11 protein-coding genes are annotated in these 16,823 nt (G+C 65.0%); 4 read left to right on the top strand and 7 right to left on the bottom strand.

Annotation, left to right across the window (positions count from 1 at the left end; translation table 11 throughout):
* Positions 1-5: 5 nt before the first annotated feature.
* Entirely contained in the window at positions 6-1,952 is a 1,947-nt protein-coding gene (locus ACNJYA_RS29530; protein WP_212254500.1) for a maltotransferase domain-containing protein, read from the bottom strand.
* 204 nt (positions 1,953-2,156) lie between these two features.
* Here ACNJYA_RS29530 and malQ point away from each other — a divergent pair, with 204 nt between their 5' ends.
* Both malQ and ACNJYA_RS29520 read left to right on the top strand, forming a co-directional pair.
* A complete protein-coding gene (gene malQ, locus ACNJYA_RS29525; protein WP_212254501.1) occupies positions 2,157-4,118 on the top strand; it encodes a 4-alpha-glucanotransferase in 1,962 nt (653 codons plus the stop codon).
* Between the two features lie 30 nt (positions 4,119-4,148).
* Positions 4,149-5,948, top strand: coding sequence for a glycoside hydrolase family 15 protein (locus ACNJYA_RS29520; RefSeq protein WP_212254502.1), 1,800 nt, complete (start codon positions 4,149-4,151; stop codon positions 5,946-5,948).
* A 185-nt stretch (positions 5,949-6,133) separates the two neighbouring features.
* Here the strand turns inward: ACNJYA_RS29520 and ACNJYA_RS29515 are convergent, their stop codons facing one another.
* Genes ACNJYA_RS29515 through ACNJYA_RS29490 form a run of 6 tightly spaced genes read right to left on the bottom strand, consistent with a single transcriptional unit; the run spans position 6,134 to position 13,614 of the window.
* A complete protein-coding gene (locus tag ACNJYA_RS29515; protein WP_172786880.1) occupies positions 6,134-6,946 on the bottom strand; it encodes an HAD family hydrolase in 813 nt (270 codons plus the stop codon).
* The gene (locus ACNJYA_RS29510) at positions 6,943-7,485 is read right to left on the bottom strand and encodes a gluconokinase (protein ID WP_212254503.1); all 543 of its coding nucleotides are present in this window, start codon (positions 7,483-7,485) and stop codon (positions 6,943-6,945) included. Before ACNJYA_RS29510 ends, ACNJYA_RS29515 begins: the two co-directional genes overlap by 4 nt.
* Positions 7,472-8,221: a 6-phosphogluconolactonase gene (pgl, locus tag ACNJYA_RS29505; RefSeq protein WP_172786994.1), complete on the bottom strand. Its 750-nt coding sequence runs from the start codon at positions 8,219-8,221 to the stop codon at positions 7,472-7,474. The genes ACNJYA_RS29510 and pgl overlap by 14 nt, the downstream gene beginning before the upstream one ends.
* Positions 8,221-9,732, bottom strand: coding sequence for a glucose-6-phosphate dehydrogenase (gene zwf / locus ACNJYA_RS29500; RefSeq protein WP_439364104.1), 1,512 nt, complete (start codon positions 9,730-9,732; stop codon positions 8,221-8,223). The genes pgl and zwf overlap by 1 nt, the downstream gene beginning before the upstream one ends.
* Positions 9,733-9,761: 29 nt before the next feature.
* Positions 9,762-10,751 carry a phosphogluconate dehydrogenase (NAD(+)-dependent, decarboxylating) gene (gene gnd, locus ACNJYA_RS29495; RefSeq protein WP_439403486.1) on the bottom strand — a complete coding sequence of 330 codons (990 nt, stop codon included), beginning with the start codon at positions 10,749-10,751 and terminating at the stop codon, positions 9,762-9,764.
* A gap of 13 nt (positions 10,752-10,764) precedes the next feature.
* Complete coding sequence (locus ACNJYA_RS29490; protein ID WP_439401152.1) at positions 10,765-13,614, bottom strand: bifunctional transaldolase/phosoglucose isomerase; 2,850 nt, start codon at positions 13,612-13,614, stop codon at positions 10,765-10,767.
* Between the two features lie 327 nt (positions 13,615-13,941).
* Between ACNJYA_RS29490 and ACNJYA_RS29485 the strand changes: the two genes are divergently transcribed.
* The gene (locus tag ACNJYA_RS29485) at positions 13,942-14,565 is read left to right on the top strand and encodes an STM3941 family protein (RefSeq protein ID WP_172786876.1); all 624 of its coding nucleotides are present in this window, start codon (positions 13,942-13,944) and stop codon (positions 14,563-14,565) included.
* 297 nt (positions 14,566-14,862) lie between these two features.
* Entirely contained in the window at positions 14,863-16,806 is a 1,944-nt protein-coding gene (locus ACNJYA_RS29480) for a PrkA family serine protein kinase (protein WP_172786875.1), read from the top strand.
* The last annotated feature ends 17 nt before the right edge of the window (positions 16,807-16,823 follow it).

Raw genomic sequence — 16,823 nt, 5'->3', positions numbered from 1 at the left:
ACCCCTTACGCCAGGCAGCGGAACAGAAGTGCCGGATCGCGGTCGGGATCGATACGCAACTTGATGCCGCCCCATTCGATGCGGGATTGTTCGCCGGTGAGCAGGTTTTCGAGTGTCGTCACATGGTGACGCCGTCCGCCGACGTCAACGGTGAGATCACCGAGCGGCAGCCAGCATTCACGGACATGGCGCGCCACCGCGATCACGACGACGACAATGTTGGCCGGATCGGCCGACTCCTTGGCGAAGGCGATCGTCTCGCCGTCCTCGATGGCGATAAAGCGCAAATTCGCGGTCTGCTGAAGCGCCGCGTTGTCGTTGCGGATGCGGTTGAGCGCCGCGATGTAGGGTTTGATGTTGCCGGATTTGTCCCAGTCGCGCTGCCTGATCTGGTACTTCTCGGAATCCAGATATTCTTCGCGGCCGGGAATGGCGTCATGCTCCAGCAGCTCGAATCCGCTGTAGATGCCGTAATTGCCTGACAGCGTGGCCGCCAGCGCGACGCGCGACTTGAAGGCCCAGGCCTCTCCGCTCTGGAGGTGAAAGGGCAACAGGTCAGGCGTGTTGACAAACATGTGCGGACGATAGAAATCGCGTTCGGGATAGCGCGTCAGCTCGCCGAGATATTGCTGTAGCTCCCACCTCTCTGTGCGCCAGGGAAAGTACGTGAAGGACTGCGCGAAGCCGAGCTTGGCGAGGCCCTTCATCAGCTTTGGCCGTGCATAGGTCTTGGAGAACAGGATCACGTCGGGATGACGGCGGCTTATGTCGCGGATCAGCCACTCCCAGAACGCAAGCGGCGCGGTGTCGTGATTGTCGATGGCGAAGATGGTCACGCCCTTGTCGATCCAGAACAGCATGGCATCGCGAAACGCGTTCCAAAGCCCGACGCGATCCACCGAATTGAAATCGGGGATGACGATGTCGGAATAGGGGCCGTCCGCCGCCTTCACCGAGCGGTCGGGCCGCCATTTGAACCATTCCGGATGCTGCGTCAGCCAGGGATGATCCGGCGAGCACTGCACCGCGAAGTCCAGCGCAAGCTCGATCCCATACTCGAGACACGTGGCGACCAGCGCGCGAAAATCCTCGATCGTGCCGAGCTCCGGATGCAGCGCGTCGTGGCCGCCCTCGACCGAGCCGATCGCATAGGGCGAGCCGGGATCGCCTTCACCGGCCACCGGCGCGTTGTTGCGGCCCTTGCGGCTCGTGTGGCCGATCGGGTGGATCGGCGTGAAGTAGAGCACGTCAAAGCCCATCGCGGCGATGTCGGGCACGCGCGCGATGCAGTCGCGCAGCGTGCCATGCCGGCCCGGCCATGCGCCCTGGCTGCGCGGCATCATCTGATACCAGGCGCTGAAGCGCGCCTTGTCGCGGTCCGCGGTCAGCGGAAAGAATGGCGAGCGCGTCAGGTCCGGCCGCGACTGGCTCTCGGCCATGGCTTCGCCGAGCTCGGTCGCGAGCAGCGAGGTGATGTCGCCGTTCCTCAAATAGTCCTCGCACTGCCTGATGATGATCGCTGCGGCGTCCTGCTGCGCGCCATGCGCCTTGGTCAAAAGGCCGGCGCCCTCGATCGCATCGAGGCTGACATCGGCCCCGGTGCGCCGTTTTCGCGTGACGGCGCGCGACCAGGTGGCGAACTCGTCGGTCCAGGCTTCGATCGCGTAGACATATTGGCCGGGCTCGGGGGGCGTGAACGCGCCGGACCAGCGGTCATCGCCGTGATGGGTCATCGGCTCGCTCCGCCATTCGCGCTCCTGCTCTCCTCGCCAGATCAGCGCGGCTGATATCACGGCCTCGCCATCGCGGTAGATGTCGGCCCAGACCTCGATCCGTTCGCCCGCGATCCGCTTCACGGCGAAGCGGCCGCCGTCGATCGCGGGATAAACGTCCTCGATCAGGAAAGCGCTGCCGGCCGCGGCACTTTCGACAGTTTGAATTGTCTTGTTCACGGTGATGCCATTGACAAGAAAGCAGGAGCCCGTTTCCCTTGTCGGGAACCCACGCTTGGTACCATTATAGAAAGCCGCTTGTGTGTCATTGGTTCCCTCGGGAACGGCAAGCGCAGTTTGCGAGTTACCCCTGACTAACCTCTTCCGCGATCTCGTTAAAATCGATGCCCCCGGCCAAACCATGGCCTGCAAGCTGCGTGCCGAATGGATCTTTTAGCTCAAGCCCGGATCAAGGGCGTTCAATCCGAATTCATCGATGCCCTCGGCAAGCTGCGGGTCACCGCGCCCGAGGCCCTCAAATCCATCCTCGACGCCCTGCCGGAGAAGCGGGTCTATCGCTTCGTCAGCGGGCCGGTCGTGGTGCGTGCCCTCGGACATCCGCGCACGGAATTGGCCTCGATCGGCGCCCCGCCGCTGCAATGGAAAATTTCCGGCAACGGCAATGTGATCGCGGCAGGCGAGACGCGCGAGCCCGTGATCGCCTGGCCCGCCGGCCTGGCGCTCGGGTATCACCGCCTGACGCTGACCGATGCCGAAGGTGCCAGCGAAGACGTGCCGATGATCGTGGCGCCCGAACGCTGCTTCGGCGGCGATTTCGATCGCGGCTGGCTGCTTGCCGTGCAGCTCTACAGCGTCCGCTCGGGCCGCAATTGGGGCATCGGCGATTTCACCGATCTCGCCGGCCTGGTCCGGCTCGCCAAGCAGCTCGGGGCCGACGGCGTCGGGCTCAATCCGCTGCATGTCCTGTTCGACGACCACCCGGCCGATTGCAGCCCCTATTCGCCGAACAGCCGGCTGTTCCTCAACCCGCTCTATATCGACGTCGAGGCGATACCTGAATTCTCGGCCGACCTCGTGCCCGACGCGGCCGCGACGGCCGCCCGCCTGCGCGAGGGCGATCGCGTCCCTTATGCCGACATGGCGGCGCTGAAATGGCTGGGCCTGCGCGCGGCCTTCGACAGCTTCGTCAGAAGCGCGAGCGGGGCGCGTCGCAAGGCGTTTGACGCCTTCCGTGCGGACCGCGCGCCGCTGTTGTCCCGTTTTGCCTGCTTCGAGGTGCTGCGGCATCGCTTCACCGGACCCTGGTGGGAATGGCCGCAAGAGTGGCAGCAGCCGGATGAGGCGAAATTCGCCGAGCTGCGCAACGGTCCCGACAGGCGCGAGGTCGAGTTCGTCGAATTCGTGCAATGGACGGCCGACAGCCAGCTGCATGCGGCCAAGGAGCTCGCCAGCCAGCTCGGCATGCGCGTCGGGCTCTATCTCGACGTTGCCGTCGGCGTGCAGTCCAACGGCTTCGATGCCTGGAACGAGCAGACGGCGATCTCGCGTCATCTCGCGGTCGGCGCGCCGCCCGACGTGCTCAACACCATCGGCCAGGATTGGGGCCTTGCCGGCTTCAACGCCGGTGGGCTGGAAGCGCAGTCCTTCGTCCCCTTCGCCGACATGCTCGCGGCCTCGATGCGTCATGCCGGCGCCATCAGGCTCGATCACGTGCTCGGCCTGAAACGGCTTTATCTCGTGCCGCGCGGCTTCAAGCCCGACAACGGCGCCTATGTGCAGATGCCGTTCGAGGCGCTATTGGCTGCCGTGGCGCGCGAGAGCGCGGCCCATAAATGCATCGTGATCGGCGAGGACCTCGGCACCGTGCCGGAAGGTTTCCGCGAAATGATGCAGGATTTCGGCATCTGGTCCTATCTCGTCATGATGTTCGAGCGCGACGATGCCGGACATTTCCGCAATGTCGACCATTACCGGCCCAATGCGCTGGTGACGCTGAACACGCATGACCTGTCGACCTATGCCGGCTGGCGCTCCTTCAGCGATCTCAGGATGAAGCGCTCGCTCGGGCTCGATCCCGGCGAGAACGACCAGGCGCGCTGGGATGCGCTCGGCAGGCTCGACGAGATTCTGGGCCAGAACGGCATCAACGCCAACGATGTGTACTCCGTGCTCGCGTTCCTCTCGCGCACGCCCTCGCGGCTGCTTGCGGTGTCGCTGGAGGATCTGCTGGGCGTGATCGACCAGCCCAACATCCCCGGCACGATCGACGAGCATCCGAACTGGCGGCAGCGCCTTCCGGTCGCGCTCGACGAGATCGCGTCCAAGATCGATCTCGCAGCCTTGAAGGCCGCGACACGGGAACGTTCATTGCCCGGCGGGAGTTGAACGGCCGGGCATTGCTAGGCTCGCACGACATTGTCTCAGAGGATCGAAGACTATGCGCTGATCGGCGATTGCGAGACCGCGGCGCTGGTCGGGCGCAACGGCTCGATCGACTGGCTGTGCTGGCCCGCCTTCGATTCCGACGCCTGCTTCGCCGCCATTCTCGGCACCCACAAGAACGGGCGCTGGCTGATCGCGCCATGCGAGGACGCGACCCGCATCTCGCGGCGCTATCACGATAATACCCTCATCCTCGAAACGCGATTCGAGACGAAGAGCGGCACGGTTGCGCTGATCGACTTCATGCCGCCGCGCGGCAAGGCGTCCGACATCGTGCGGCTGGTGCGCGGCCTCGGGGGCACCGTGAAGATGCGGATGGAGCTCGTGATCCGCTTTGGCTTCGGCGCCGACATTCCCTGGGTGCGGCGGATGGATCATTCGCTGCTGGCAATCTGCGGCCAGGACATGACGGTGCTGCGAACACCCGTCGACACCCGCGGCGAGGATCTGACGACGGTCGCCGAATTCGAGGTCGGCGCGGACCAGACCGTGCCCTTCGTGCTGACCTACGGCCCCTCGCATATCGAGCCGCCCGCGCCGATCGATCCCGAGGTCGCGCTCCAGGAGACCGAAACGTTCTGGCGCGATTGGTGCGGCCACTGCACCCGCGACGGCGACTACCAAGACCTCATCCTGCGCTCGCTGATCACGCTGAAGGCGCTGACCTTCGCTCCGACCGGCGGCATCGTCGCGGCACCCACCACGTCCTTGCCGGAAAAGCTCGGAGGCAGCAGGAACTGGGACTACCGCTTCTGCTGGCTGCGCGATGCCACCTTCACGCTGCTGGCGCTGATGAACTCGGGCTACACCGAGGAAGCCTCGGCCTGGCACAATTGGCTGCTGCGCGCGGCGGCCGGCTCGCCTTCGAACATGCAGATCATGTACGGCATCTGGGGCCAGCGGCGGCTCCTGGAATGGGAGGCGGCCTGGCTCGCCGGCTACGAGGGCGCGCAGCCGGTGCGGGTCGGCAATGCCGCCCACGCCCAGCTCCAGCTCGACGTCTATGGCGAGTTGATCGACGCCTTCCATCAATCGCGCATGGCCAAGCTCAAGCTCGACGACGAGAGTTGGGCGCTGGAATGCGCCGTGCTCAATCATCTCGCCGAGGTCTGGGACCAGCCCGATCACGGCATCTGGGAGCGGCGCGGCCAGCCCAGGCACTACGTGTTCTCCAAGGTGATGACCTGGGTCGCCTTCGACCGCGGCATCAAGAGCGCCGAGACCTTCGGCTTCAAGGCGCCGCTCCTGCACTGGCGCACCTTGCGCGATGCGATCCACCGCGACGTCTGCACCAGGGGCTTTGACGCGGAGGTGGGCGCCTTCGTCGAATCCTACGGCACGAAGCTGCTCGATGCCAGCGTGCTGCTGCTGCCGGCCGTCGGCTTCCTGCCGGCGTCGGACCCGCGCATCTGCGGCACCATCGCCGCCGTCGAGAGATGCCTGATGCGCGACGGTTTCGTGCTGCGGCACGATCCGCGCGAGCTGCCTCCGGGACAGCCGCCGCTCGAAGGCGCGTTCCTGGCCTGCAGCCTCTGGCTCGCCGATGCCTATGTGCTCTCGGGTGATCTCGACAAGGCGCAGGAATTGTTCGATCGCGTGGTCGGCGTCGCCAATGACGTCGGGCTGCTCGCCGAGGAATACGATTCCGTCGCCCGCCGCCAAACCGGCAATTTCCCGCAGGCGCTGACCCACATTGCGCTGGTCAACACGGCGCATAACCTCTCGGCTGCACGGCAGAAGAGCGAGAAGCCGGCGATGCAGCGGTCGAAGTAGTAGCAAGAGCCGTCAGGCTCTGTTGCCTCCACAAGGACGGTGCTCCCCCTCTCCCGCTTGCGGAAGAGGGTTGGGGAGAGGGCTCTCTCCGCTGGGCGAGAACCCCCAAGAGGAGAGAACCCTCACCCGCCGCGACGCGGCGACCTCTCCCGCAAGCGGGAGAGGTGACCCGACTGGCAGCCCGTCTAGCCCACCCCATTCCGCGTCAAGATCATCTCCATCGCCTCGGCAAAGCCGTCCTGCTCGTTGCTCGCAGTGACATGCGTGGCCTCGTCCTTGACGTTGTCGGCGGCGTTGCCCATCGCGATCGAGGTGCCGCTGACGCGGAACATCGCGAGATCGTTCTGCATGTCGCCGATGGTGGCAACCGCGTCGGTCGAGATGCCCAAGCGCTGGGCCATGGCCTGCACGAACGTGCCCTTGTTGAAGCCGGGCGGGGTAACGTCGAGATAATAGGTCTGCGAGCGCACCGCGGTGGCCTCACTGCCGAGCGCCTCCTGCATCGCCTTCTCGCAAGCGGCGAGCCCGGCCGCATCGGCGCTGGCGCCGACGATCTTGCAGGCGCTCGCAAGATAGGGCGAGAAATCCGTCACGATGGTCGGATCGGCGCGGATCGTGTGCTGCTCGTGCGCGACGTAGCTGCCGCTGGGATTGTCGATCAGCCATTTGTCGGTGGTGAACAGCCAGATGTCGGCGCCGTAGTCGCGGAGGATCTGCAAGGCGCGCTCGGCCGCGCGCGCCGGAATCAGGTGCTGCTCGACCGGCCGCATCTCGGGATCGACGATCGAGGAGCCGTTGAACGGGCCGACCGGCAGCCACAGCGCCAGCGGCTCGATCAAAAAGCGCATGCCGATCGCCGGCCGGCTGGAGGTGATGGTGAAGCCGATGCCGGCCTGGTGCAGCCGCTGCACCGCGCGTCTTGCGCGCTCGGTCAGCGTCTTGTCCTTGGTCAGCAGCGTGCCGTCGACGTCGGAGACCACGAGTGAGATTTGCGTCATGGCAAGACCTTGGGTATTGCGCCGCCCAGCTTCAATTGCCGCACGATGCCGTCCACGATCGCCTCGACGGTCTCGTCGATCGAGACGGTGATGACGTGCTCGCCCGCCTCCGGCGGCTCCAGCGTCTCGAACTGGCTGGTCAACAGTCCGGGCGGCATGAAATGTCCCTTGCGCTGCGCGAGCCGTTCGGCGATCAGCTCCTTGGTGCCCTTCAGGAACACGAAGCGGACGTCGTCGCGGCCGCGCAGCAGCACGTCGCGATAGGCGTGCTTCAGCGCCGAGCAGGCGATGATGACGTGCCCGCCGCGTCCGCACACCAGCGCGATCTCGTCGGCGATGGCATTCAGCCAGGGCCAGCGGTCTTCGTCGGTGAGGGGATGTCCGGCTCGCATCTTCTCGACATTGCTGGCGGGATGGAAGCTGTCGCCGTCCTCGAAACGCCAGCCCAGGCGCTCGCCGAGCGCCTTCGCAACCGTGCTCTTGCCCGAACCCGACACGCCCATCACGATCAATGCACAAGGTGCTTCAGCGCGGCCCACGAATTTCCTCCGGAAGCGCGGCCTTGTCGACCAGCCAGACGGTCTCGCCGTTCGAGCGCGCGCGTAAGGCCGGCAGATTCTCGCCATTGACGAGGCGCGTCAAGATCGGCTGCTTGTCGTGCCCGGCAATCTCGAACAGCATCTCGCGGCAGGAGGCCAAAGCGGGCAGGGTGAGCGAGACCCGCGGCACGAACGGCGCGACGTTCGCCTTGGGCACGCCGACGACCCAGCGTCGGGTCTCCTCGATCTCGGGGTAACCGGGAAACAGCGAGGCGGTGTGGCCGTCCGGCCCCGCGCCCATCAGGACGAGATCGAACAGCGGGCGGGCCGGATCGAGCTGGTCTGCGCCATAGAAGGCCTGCAGCTCGCGCGCATAGGCTGCCGCGGCGGCATCGGGATTGTCAGCCGTGGTCGGGATCGGGTGGATATGGCCGGCGGGCGCATCGCGGTCGAGAAAGGTCGCGCGCGCGACCGCCATGTTGTTGAGGGGATCGCTTTCAGGCACGAAGCGCTCGTCGCCGATGAACCAGTGCACGCGGTCCCACGGAATCCTGCTGCGCCAGGCCTCGCTGCCGAGCAACTGATACAGCTTCTTCGGGCTGGAGCCGCCGGTGAGGCAGACCGCGATGCGGCCGGGATTGGCCGCAATCCGCGCCATCACCCGTTCGGCCGCGGCGCGGGCGAGAGCTTCGGCATCGGCCTCGACGATCAGCTTCGGCTGCTCGGCCAGAGCCATCACGAGTACTTCCGCCAGCTGCGCCCGTCGCGCCGGAGCAGCTCGTCGGCGCAGGCAGGGCCGTCGCTGCCGGCTTCATAGGTTTCGATGCCGTTGGTGCCCGCGCTCTTCCAGGCGTCCAGGAACGGCTGCACGGCCTGCCATCCGGCCTCGACACCGTCCGCGCGCTGGAACAGGATGTTGTCGCCGATCATGCAGTCGTAGATCAGCGTCTCGTAGCCGGTCGAGGGATCGGCGCGGAAATAGTCGCCGTAGCGGAACTTCATCTCGACACCATCGATGGTGACGCTCGGCCCCGGGACCTTGGCGTTGAACTGGAGCTCGATCGTCTCGGTCGGGGCGATGCCGATGGTGAGGAAGTTCTGCGACAGCCGGTCGACGTCCGTGCCTGAAAACATCGACAGCGGCGCCTGCTTGAACTTGATCGCGACCTCGGTGCGCTTGTGCTTGAGCGCCTTGCCGGTGCGCAAATAGAACGGCACGCCGGCCCAGCGCCAATTGTCGATCATCAGCTTCAGCGCGACATAGGTCTCGGTGGTGCTGCCAGGCTTGACGTCCGCGGTCTTGCGATAGTCCGTGATCTCGTCGTCGCCGATGCGGCCGGCGAGATATTGCGCGCGCACCGAATTCTTCAGCGCCTCTTCCCGGCTGGGCTGCGGGATCGCGGTGAGCACGTCCGCCTTCTCGGAGCGCACGGAATGTGCGTCGAAGCGGGCGGGCGGCTCCATCGCGACCAGCGACATCAGCTGGAACAGGTGGTTCGGCACCATGTCGCGCAGCGCGCCGGTGGCATCGTAGAAGCCGCCGCGGTGGCCGACGCCGAGCTTCTCCTCCACGGTGATCTGGATGTGGTCGATGTGGTTGCGATTCCAGATCGGCTCGAACATGCCGTTGGCAAAGCGCAGCACCAGGATGTTCTGCACCGTTTCCTTGCCGAGATAATGGTCGATCCGGTAGATCTGGTGCTCGTCCATGATCTTCAGCAGCTCGGCATTCAGCGCGCGGGCCGAGGCAAGGTCGGTGCCGAACGGCTTCTCGATCACGAGCCGCCGCCAGGCGCCGTTCTCCTTCATCATGCCGGTGCGGCCGAGCTCCCGCGCGGTCGGCGCGAACGCGGCGGGCGGCGTCGCCAGATAGAACAGCCGGTTGCCGCCGGTGTCCTGCGCGCATTCCAGCGAATCCAGATGCTGGTGCAGGCGATCGAAGGAGGGCGGATCCTTCGGATCGGCCTCGACGAAGGTCACGCATTCCAGCAGCCTCGTCGCGATGTCGTCGTCGACGGGGCGCGTCGCAAATTGCCGCAAGCCCTTCAGCAGGCTGTCGCGCAGCTCCTCATCGGACTGGCCCCTGCGGGCGACGCCGACGACGCAGAATTTTTCCGGCAACAGATGCTCGGCGGCCAGATTGTAGAGCGACGGCATCACCAGACGATGGGTGAGATCGCCGGTGACGCCAAAGATGACGAAGGCGCAATTTTCCGGCTTGCGCTTTGGCTGCGGGTCTTTTGTCACGAATAGTCGGCCTTCGCTTGGTTCACTCGTTACTTTGGCTTCGCCGCGCCCGGCTCCTTGTGCCCGCCGAACCCTGCACGCATCGCGGAGAGAATTTTTTCGGCGAAGGTGTGTTCCTTGCGGGACCGGAAACGTGTGTAGAGCGCCGCGGTCAGGACCTCGGCCGGCACGGCCTCGTCGATCGCGGCATTCACGGTCCAGCGTCCTTCGCCGGAATCCTCCACGAAGCCGGAATATTCGGCAAGCTGCGGACTGTCGGCGAGCGCAGTCGAGGTGAGGTCGAGCAGCCAGGATGGAATCACGCTGCCGCGCCGCCACACTTCGGCGATGTCGGCGAGATCGAAATCGTAGCGGTGATCCGCCGGCAGGGCCTCGATATTGGCGTTCTTGAGGATGTCGAAACCTTCGGCATAGGCCTGCATCAGGCCGTATTCGATGCCGTTATGGATCATCTTGACGAAGTGCCCGGCGCCGACGGGGCCGGCGTGAATGTAGCCTTGCTCGATGCGGGGATCGCGGCCCTCGCGCCCCGGCGTGCGCGGAATGTCGCCGGCGCCCGGCGCGAGCGCCGCGAAGATCGGATCGAGCCGGTCGACCACCGTCTTCTCGCCGCCGATCATCATGCAGTAACCGCGGTCGAGCCCCCAGACGCCGCCTGAGGTGCCGACATCGATATAATGGATGCCGCGCGCCTTCAGCGCCTTGCCGCGGCGGACGTCGTCCTGCCAAAAGGTGTTGCCGCCGTCGATGATGACGTCGCCTTCCTGCATCACGCCGGCGATCGTCTCGATCGTGGTCTCGGTGATGCGTCCAGCCGGCAGCATCACCCAGGCCGTGCGCGGCCGCTCCAGCTTGGCGACGAACTCTTCCAGCGTCGCCGAGCCGACCGCGCCGTCTGCGGCAAGGCCGGCGACGGCCTTCGCATCCTTGTCGTAGACCACCGTCGAATGCCCGTGGCGCATCAGGCGGCGAACGATGTTGCCGCCCATTCGGCCGAGGCCGATCATGCCGAGTTGCATCTGCATCATTCCTTTAGTTCAGCGCGTCGTTGAGCGCCGCATTGAGCGCGGCGAGGCCTTTCTTGAGCCCGCCCTTCAGGTGCACGCGCAACGCGCGCCGGCCGCGCTCCGTCAGCACGTCGAAATCGCCGCGCGCCTGCGCCGCCTTGATCACGCCGAAGCTCGCCTTCTGGCCCGGCACAGGCAGGTCCTTGGCATCGTCCGCGGTGATCTGGAGGAACACGCCGCTGTCGGGCCCGCCCTTGTAGGCCTGTCCCGTCGAGTGCAGGAAGCGCGGGCCGAACTCGGCGCAGGTCGCGACGTGCCGCTTCTCGCGCACCTCGAGCCGCATCGCCTGGAGCGCGTCGATCGTGGCCTTGTCGCGCGCGATGTAGCCGAGCAGGGCGACGTAGTCTCCATCGCTGGATCGCGACAGATGCGCCTTCAGCCAGGAGCTGAGATCGCCATTGGCGCCGGCGGCGCGCAGCGCCGTGGCATTGGCCTCGTCGGTGTAGAGATCGGCGTCCTTGGTGCTGACCACCGGCTCTTCGGCCGGCAGCTTGCCGGTCTTCTCGAACGCGGCCGTGAGCTCGCGGGTCTTGATCTTGGCCGCTTCCACGTCGGGCTGGTCGAACGGGTTGATGCCGAGAATGCCGCCGGCCACGGCGGTTGCCATTTCGAAGCGGAAGAATTCCTGGCCGAGATGCTCGATCGACTTCATGACGATCCGCACCACGGGATGACCCGCCGCCTCGATCGCGGCAAGCTGGGAATCGTGTGCGGCGTCCGCTTCGCCTTCGACACGGATGTCGATGAAGAAGCGGTCATTGCCGTAGACGGAGGGATCGCCCAGCGGCTCGCCCTCGATCGGGATCAGGCCCTTGCCCTCCTTGCCGGTCGATTCCGCGATCAGCTGCTCGGCCCAGGCGCCGAAATCGGCGATCTTCTTCGACGCCAGGATCGTCACCTTGTCGCGGCCTTCGAGCCCGGCGAGACCCATGGCAAGGCCGAGCTGCACGCCCGGATTTTCGGACGGCGGCACGTCTGGGCCACAGGAGCGGGCCATCGCCAGCGCATGCTTGACGAAGGTCTTGACGTCGATGCCCGCGGTTGCCGCCGGCACCAGCCCGAACGGTGAGAGCACCGAATAGCGCCCGCCGATCGAGGGCTCGCCATGGAAGACGCGGGCATAGTTCAGCTGCTTCGCCGCCTTCTCCAGCGACGAGCCGGGATCGGTCACCGCGATGAAGCGATGGCCGGTCTTCACCTTTGCCCCCACCGCCTTGGCGACCTGCTCATGGAAATAGTCCTTCATCGCGTTCGGCTCGGTGGTGCCGCCGGACTTGCTGGAAACGATGAAGACGGTGTTGGTGATGTCGATCTTCGCCTCCATCGCCCGGACCTGCGCCGGGTCGGTGGAATCGAGCACGTGCAGCTTGGGGAAGCCGGGCTTCTTGCCGAAGGTCTCGGCCAGCACCTCGGGGCCGAGGCTGGATCCGCCCATGCCGAGCACGACGGCGTCGGAGAATTGCTGGCCCTTCACGCGGCCGGCATAGTCCTCGTAATCGGCAATGTCGGCCTGGTGCGGGCTGACGAGCCAGCCCAGCCATTTGTCCTCGTCCGCACCGGTCCAGACCGACTTGTCGCGCTGCCACAGCCTGCGGATCCTGGCCGACGCCCGCCACTCCTCGGTGGTCTTGGCCAGCGCCTTGCCGAGCCCGTCGCCCAGCGAAAGCTGCTGGCGGTCGAGTGCGGGCCCGAGCACGACCGCGCGCTTGTGGGCGACGGCGCCGTAGAGCTTGTCGGCGGCATCCGCAAACAGCTTGACGCCGTCCTTGACCAGCTCCTCGGCGATCGCATCGAGCGAGATGCCGGAGCGCTCCAGCTCCTCCAGCACGCGCTTCGCGTCCTCGACATTCTCCTCCAGGCTGTCGCGCGGCTTGCCGTGGTCGCGGAACGCATCCAGCGTTGCCGGCGGAACGGTGTTGATGGTGTCGGGACCGATCAGCTCCTCGACGTAGAGGACGTCGCTGTAGTCCTTGTTCTTGGTGCCGGTCGAGGCCCACAGCATGCGCTGCGGCTTGGCGCCCTTGGCGGCGAGCTTCTCCCAGCGGGGACCTGAGAACAAGCGCTTGTAGTCCTGGTAGGCGAGCTTGGCGTTGGCGATCGCGACCTTGCCCTTGAGCGCGGCGAGCCGCTCCTTCTCCGACGGATCGTTGGCGCGGGCGATCTTCTCGTCCAGCTGCTTGTCGACCACCGAATCGATCCGGCTGACGAAGAAGCTGGCGACGCTCGCCACGTGCGAGGGATCGCCGCCGCCGGCGACGTAGGTCTCGAGACCGGCGATGTAGGCCTCCGCCACCTCGAGATAGACGGCCTTGGAGAACAGCAGCGTGATGTTGATGCTGATGCCCTCGCTGATCAGTTGCTCGATCGCCGGCAGCCCCTCCGGTGTCGCCGGCACCTTCACCATCAGGTTCTTGCGACTAACGTCCTTCCAGAGCCGCCGCGCCTCCGCGATCGTGCCTGATGTGTCCATGGCGAGATAGGGCGACACCTCCAGGCTGACATAACCGTCGCCGCCCTTGAGGCGGTCATAGACCGGGCGCAGCACGTCGGCGGCGTTCTGGATGTCCTCGACCGCGACGGCCTCGAACAAATCGGCCACATTGCGGTCGCCGCGCTTCAGCGCCTTGCCGATCGGGGCGTCGTATTCGTCCGAGCTGCCGATCGCCTTCTCGAAGATCGATGGATTGGAGGTGACGCCTTTGACGCCGTCGGTGTCGATCAGCCGCTTCAGGTCGCCCTTGGCGATGAAGCCGCGGGCCAGGAAGTCGAGCCAGACCGCTTGTCCGTGCTTTTCCAGTTCTTTGACGGGATTCATGATGCTTATTTATCTCCAAGCCTGCGGGCGAGGGGTTTTCGCGCCGGTCCTGACGCGCTATCCTCTAGCTTACATGCACCCGGGAGGGAACCAATCAAGGGTATGGGAGTCATACCCTCCAGTGTAACTCCGTCGCGATCATGGCGATCCAGGCGGGCAGGGCTATGTTGCGTAAAAGTCGTTGGCCAGAGGACAGGGCCGAGGTCTCCTTGCGTAATGTCAGCCGTCGCGCCTCGTCGGCCAGTGGTTGCGTAGAGTGCCACCGGCGGATTTCGATCCGCCGTCGCATCGTGGCTCGGCCGCGAATGGCCATGCTGGGGGAAGAGCATGTACGCCAATAAGAAGAAGGGTCTGGCCGTCGCCGACAGCCAGCCAGCGGTTGCGTCGGTCAGCATCGACGCATCGCGCGATCTCGAAATCAACCGCTGCGTGACGCAGCTGCGGCTGCTGGTCGCGGCGGGCTTTGCCATGACCCTGCTCAGTGCGAGCCTTGCCTTCGACTGGTGGGACGGGCCCGGCGGCTACGATACGATGGTCGGTTATGCCGGCGTCGTCGTGTTTGGCCTGGTCACGTCCTGGCTGATCTGGATGCTTCCCGCCGAACGAGGAGCGGTGGTGGTCGTCACCCCCTACGGCATCCGCGATCTCCGTATCGGCAATGAATTTCTCCTCTGGGAATCGATCGCGGAGATTTCGGCTGAAGAAAGCCGCGGCCACAAGGCGATCGTGCTCACGCCCTCGCCGGCGCTGCAGCGCCAGCTGTCCGCCATCCCGACCCTGGCCCGTCGCGCGCAGGATGGCCGCATCGTCATCCGCTCGGAGGGCCTGGCGACCGATTTTGATACATTGCTGCGCGCTTGTCGCGACTTCCACGCTGGCATCAGCGCGCGCACCGCATTGCAGCAGGAAGATGAACGGCGGCCGCAAGGCTTCGCCGTACAAGCGTCATAAGATCGCCGCTCCCGGACCGCTATGCTGCATCGCCGGATGGGGTCATATCCGGGAACGCCCGGATGTGGCGACCGAGTGACATTTTCTGGAAATGAGCCAGAATAGACAGAGATTCGCACAAATTACAGGCATGTGCCTGTTCGTAACTCATGGAGTGCCTACGTTGTGCGTTGCGTCGAGTTGGCACCCGGGTGTCCAATGATCGTCATGTGCTCACGCTGATTCGAAACGGCCTGAGGAACGCTCCGGTAACTGCTTTCGTTTCAGCTTGTAGCGGAACTCACGCGGAGAGGGATCATGTACAACGATTCTCTATTCAACGCTTTCGCTCGGTCGTTCGAGGCGAGAAGCCAGCACGACATGTCGATGGCGGAATATCTGGAATCGTGTCGAAGCGATCCCATGAAATACGCGAACGCGGCCGAACGACTCCTAGCGGCGATCGGTGAGCCCCAGACGATTGACACGGCCAAGGACCCACGCCTTGGCCGTATTTTTTTGAACCGCACCATCCGCACCTATCCGGCCTTCGCCGGCTTCTACGGCATGGAAGAAACCATCGAGCGTATCGTCGGTTTCTTCCGCCACGCGGCGCAAGGTCTCGAAGAGCGCAAGCAGATCCTCTACCTGCTCGGCCCGGTCGGCGGCGGCAAGTCCTCGCTCGCCGAGCGACTCAAGTCGCTGATGGAAGTGCAGCCGATCTACGTGCTCAAGGCCGGCGACGAGCTCTCGCCGGTGTTCGAGAGCCCGCTCAGCCTGTTCGATCCCGATCAGCTCGGTCCGATGCTGGAGGAGAAGTACGGCATTCCGCGCCGTCGCCTCACCGGCCTGATGAGCCCGTGGTGCTACAAGCGGCTCGAAGCGTTCGGCGGCGACATTTCGCAGTTCCGGGTCGCCAAGATCCAGCCCTCGCGGCTGCGCCAGATCGCGATCGCCAAGACCGAGCCCGGTGACGAGAACAACCAGGACATCTCTTCGCTGGTCGGCAAGGTCGACATCCGCAAGCTCGAGACCTACGCCCAGAACGATCCCGACGCCTACAGCTATTCCGGCGGCCTCAACCGCGCCAACCAGGGCGTGCTCGAGTTCGTCGAGATGTTCAAGGCGCCGATCAAGATGCTGCACCCGTTGCTGACCGCAACCCAGGAAGGCAATTATATCGGCACCGAGAACATCGGCGCGATCCCGTTCACCGGCATCATCCTGGCGCACTCGAACGAAGCCGAGTGGGCGAGCTTCAAGGCCAACAAGAACAACGAAGCCTTCATCGACCGCATCTGCGTCATCAAGGTGCCCTACTGCCTCAGGGTCACCGAGGAGCAGAAGATCTACGAGAAGCTGATCCAGGGCTCCGAGCTCGCCGCGGCTCCTTGCGCGCCGTCGACGCTGGAGACGCTGGCGCGGTTCTCGGTGATGTCGCGCCTGCGCAAGCATGAGAACTCCACCCTGTTCGGCAAGATGCGGGTCTACGACGGCGAGAGCCTGAAGGAATCCGATCCGAAGGCGCGCAGCGTCCAGGAATATCGCGACGCCGCCGGCGTCGACGAGGGCATGGACGGCGTCTCGACCCGTTTCGCCTTCAAGATCCTGGCCGCCACCTTCAACCACGATCCGCAGGAGGTGGCCGCCGACGCCGTGCATCTGATGTACGCGCTCGAGCAGGCGATCCGCCGCGAGCAGCTGCCTGAGGAGACCGAGAAGCGTTATCTCGAATTCATCAAGGCGGATCTGGCGCCGCGTTATGCCGAGTTCATCGGCAACGAGATCCAGAAGGCCTATCTCGAATCCTACTCGGATTACGGGCAGAACCTGTTCGATCGCTACGTCGACTATGCCGACGCCTGGATCGAGGACCAGGACTTCAAGGATCCCGACACCGGCCAGCTGCTCGATCGCGAGCTTTTGAACCAGGAGCTGACGAAGATCGAGAAGCCGGCGGGCATCGCCAACCCCAAGGACTTCCGCAACGAGGTCGTCAAATTCTCGTTACGGTCGCGGGCTCAGAACGGCGGCAAGAATCCGACCTGGACCTCCTACGAGAAGATTCGCGATGTGATCGAAAAGCGGATATTCTCCCAGGTCGAGGACCTGCTTCCGGTCATCTCCTTCGGGTCGAAGAAGGACGGCGAGACGGAGAAGAAGCACGGCGAGTTCGTCGCACGCATGGTGGAGCGCGGCTATACCGAACGCCAGGTTCGCCGGCTCGTCGAATGGTACATGCGCGTGAAGCAGGCCGGTTGAGGCGGATGGGAGGCGAA

This window comes from Bradyrhizobium sp. BLXBL-01 (assembly GCF_051853025.1).
In the GTDB taxonomy this organism is placed as follows: Bacteria; Pseudomonadota; Alphaproteobacteria; order Rhizobiales; family Xanthobacteraceae; genus Bradyrhizobium.
This window is presented reverse-complemented; position numbering and strand designations above follow the sequence as displayed.

Coding starts and splice junctions, on each gene's coding strand:
- gnd (WP_439403486.1), bottom strand. CDS start 10,751: ATGCAACTCGGCATGATCGGCCTCGGCCGAATGGGCGGCAACATCGTT.
- malQ (WP_212254501.1), top strand. CDS start 2,157: ATGGATCTTTTAGCTCAAGCCCGGATCAAGGGCGTTCAATCCGAATTC.
- ACNJYA_RS29485 (WP_172786876.1), top strand. CDS start 13,942: ATGTACGCCAATAAGAAGAAGGGTCTGGCCGTCGCCGACAGCCAGCCA.
- pgl (WP_172786994.1), bottom strand. CDS start 8,221: ATGGCTCTGGCCGAGCAGCCGAAGCTGATCGTCGAGGCCGATGCCGAA.
- ACNJYA_RS29480 (WP_172786875.1), top strand. CDS start 14,863: ATGTACAACGATTCTCTATTCAACGCTTTCGCTCGGTCGTTCGAGGCG.
- ACNJYA_RS29490 (WP_439401152.1), bottom strand. CDS start 13,614: ATGAATCCCGTCAAAGAACTGGAAAAGCACGGACAAGCGGTCTGGCTC.
- ACNJYA_RS29515 (WP_172786880.1), bottom strand. CDS start 6,946: ATGACGCAAATCTCACTCGTGGTCTCCGACGTCGACGGCACGCTGCTG.